We start from the raw sequence: 2,342 nt of genomic DNA on the forward strand, positions 1-2,342 counted from the left end.
GGTCCGGCTGAGACCCTCTTCGAGGCTAATCCGAGGCTCCCAGCCGAGCACCTTGCGCAGGCGCGTATTGTCGGAGTTGCGGCCGCGCACGCCCTGCGGCCCGGGGACGTAGCGCTTGGCGATGCGGATGCCGGCGATCGCCGCGACCATGTCGGCCAGATGGTTTATCGTGACCAGCCGGTCCTGCCCCAGATTTAGCGGCTCGCGGTACTCCGAGCGGATCAGCTTGTGGATCCCAACCACGCAGTCGTCGATGTAACAAAACGAGCGAGTCTGCTCGCCGTCGCCCCAGATATCGATCTCGTGATTACCGGCGAGCTTGGCGATCGCGACCTTGCGGCACATCGCGGCCGGCGCTTTTTCGCGCCCGCCGTCCCAAGTGCCGAGCGGTCCGAAGATGTTGTGAAAGCGCACGATGCGGGTCTCGATCCCGTAGTCTTCGCGATAGTGGCTGCAGAGCCGCTCGGTAATCAGTTTCTCCCAGCCGTACGCGTCCTGCGGCTGTGCCGGATAGGCTTCCTCCTCGCGCAGCGGCGTCACCTCAGCGTCGGTCTGGCGGTACTCGGGATAAACACAGGCCGACGAGCAATACAGATAGCGCTCGACATTATTTTGCCGCGCCGACTCCAGCGTGTGGATATTGATCAGCGAGTTGTCACGTAGAATCTGCGCGTGATGCGACGAGATGAAGCCCATCCCGCCCATGTCGGCCGCGAGCGCATAGACCTCCCGCACACCGCAGGTCGCTTCGAGGCAATCGTCGATGCGCCGCAGATCGAGCAGCGCAAACTCGTCCGCCGGACTAGCCTCATATTCGGGGTATTTCACATCGGCGCCACGGACCCAGTAACCCTGGCCCTTCAGATAGCGAACCAGATGATGTCCGATGAAACCTCCGGCACCAGTGACCAGGACTTTCCTCATGAGTGGCTCCCTCCCTATTTAGTCCACGTCGGCAGCGCGGGAGACGTCCGCCGACACCAGGTTGCCGTTGAAAGCACCCGCCAGCTTCTGCTCGGTCGATTTCAGGACTGTCTCGCACTCCCATCGGTCCATGGCGTAGGTTCGCCCCGCCCGTCCCATCCGCGCCGACAGCGCGCGATCCGCGCGCAGCCGCATAACTGCATCGGCCAGCGCGCGAGGATTTTCAGGCGCGACCGTTATTCCCGCGCCCGCCTCGGCTATGACCCGAGCGACTTCGCTCCCTGCACCGACTGACGCGATAACCGGGCGCGCCGCCGCCAACAGTGTGATCACCTTGGAGGGAAATACGATGTCGCCCACAGTGCGCTGCTGAGTGACCAGACAAACGTCCGATTGCGCGAGCAGATCGAGAAAGCGATCGTGCGGTTGGAGCGGCAAAAAGCGAAGGTTCGGCAGGTTCAATTCGCGAGCCTTGGACTCCAGGATGGACCGCGCCGCGCCGTCACCGACCAGCAGATAGACGACTCCCGGATCGTCACGCGAGAGCTTGGCGGCCTCGAGCATAACGTCGAGGCCCTGCTTCACGCCCATATTGCCGAAATGGGTGACGATGAAGGGCGACTTTCGGGTTGCCTCTTGCGATTCCTCCGGTGGCGCGATGGAAAAGAGTTGCGGGTCCACCCAATCAGAGAAGAGCGCTACCTTCTCAGGCGGCACACCTTTGGCAACGATGCGCCGGCGCATCGCCTCGGTCAGCGTTGAAACCAAGGTGGCATTGCGGTAAGCCGCCGCCTCGAGGCGATAGAGCATCCGGATGAATCGCCCCTGTGCAAGCATTCCCAGCTCGAGCGCCGCGTCAGGCTGCAGATCGGCGACGTGCAGCACGTAGGGCACGCGCCAGAGCCGGCTGAGCGCGATCGCGTTCGCGGCCAATCCGAGTGGCGGCGAGGTCACGAACAACAGATCGGGACGCCAGCTTCCAAGCGCGCGCACGAACGATGAGCATACGAACGAGCCCTCGTGGAGAACGCGCCGCAACGAGGTCAGCTTGCGCGGGACGTACATCCACGAGCGCAACACCGTGACGCCGCCTTGTTCGTCGCGCGAAAACAAACGGCCGCGGTACCCGTCTGGCACGCGCCACTGGGGATAATAGGGCGGCCCCGTGCAAGCGGCCACTTCGTGGCCACGCGCCGCCAGATACTCACATCTGCCGGTCGTGAACGGCGCAATACCGGTTTCGTCCGGCCAGTAGTTGATTCCGAGGTGCAGGATACGCATACGCATTTGACAAGGGCCCGCCGGCCTGGGCGATCGCCCGCCGCGGGAGAAGGGGCAATCTGGCGGCTACTCGTTTACCGACTGCGACGCTTTGGCGCTATGTGCGACTTTGCGTTCGAAATCGATATAGTGCGTCC

Annotated in this window: 2 protein-coding genes; both read right to left on the reverse strand. The window is 63.3% G+C overall.

Translation table 11 applies throughout. The features are described from left to right. Positions 1-924: NAD-dependent epimerase/dehydratase family protein (locus VKS22_11210; GenBank protein ID HLW71176.1), on the reverse strand; the 924-nt coding region annotated here is incomplete at its 3' end. 18 nt (positions 925-942) lie between these two features. Continuing rightward, entirely contained in the window at positions 943-2,211 is a 1,269-nt protein-coding gene (locus VKS22_11215; protein HLW71177.1) for a WcaI family glycosyltransferase, read from the reverse strand. Between the last annotated feature and the right edge of the window lie 131 nt (positions 2,212-2,342).

The organism is Candidatus Binataceae bacterium, assembly GCA_035308025.1.
In the GTDB taxonomy this organism is placed as follows: domain Bacteria; phylum Desulfobacterota; class Binatia; order Binatales; family Binataceae; genus JAJPHI01.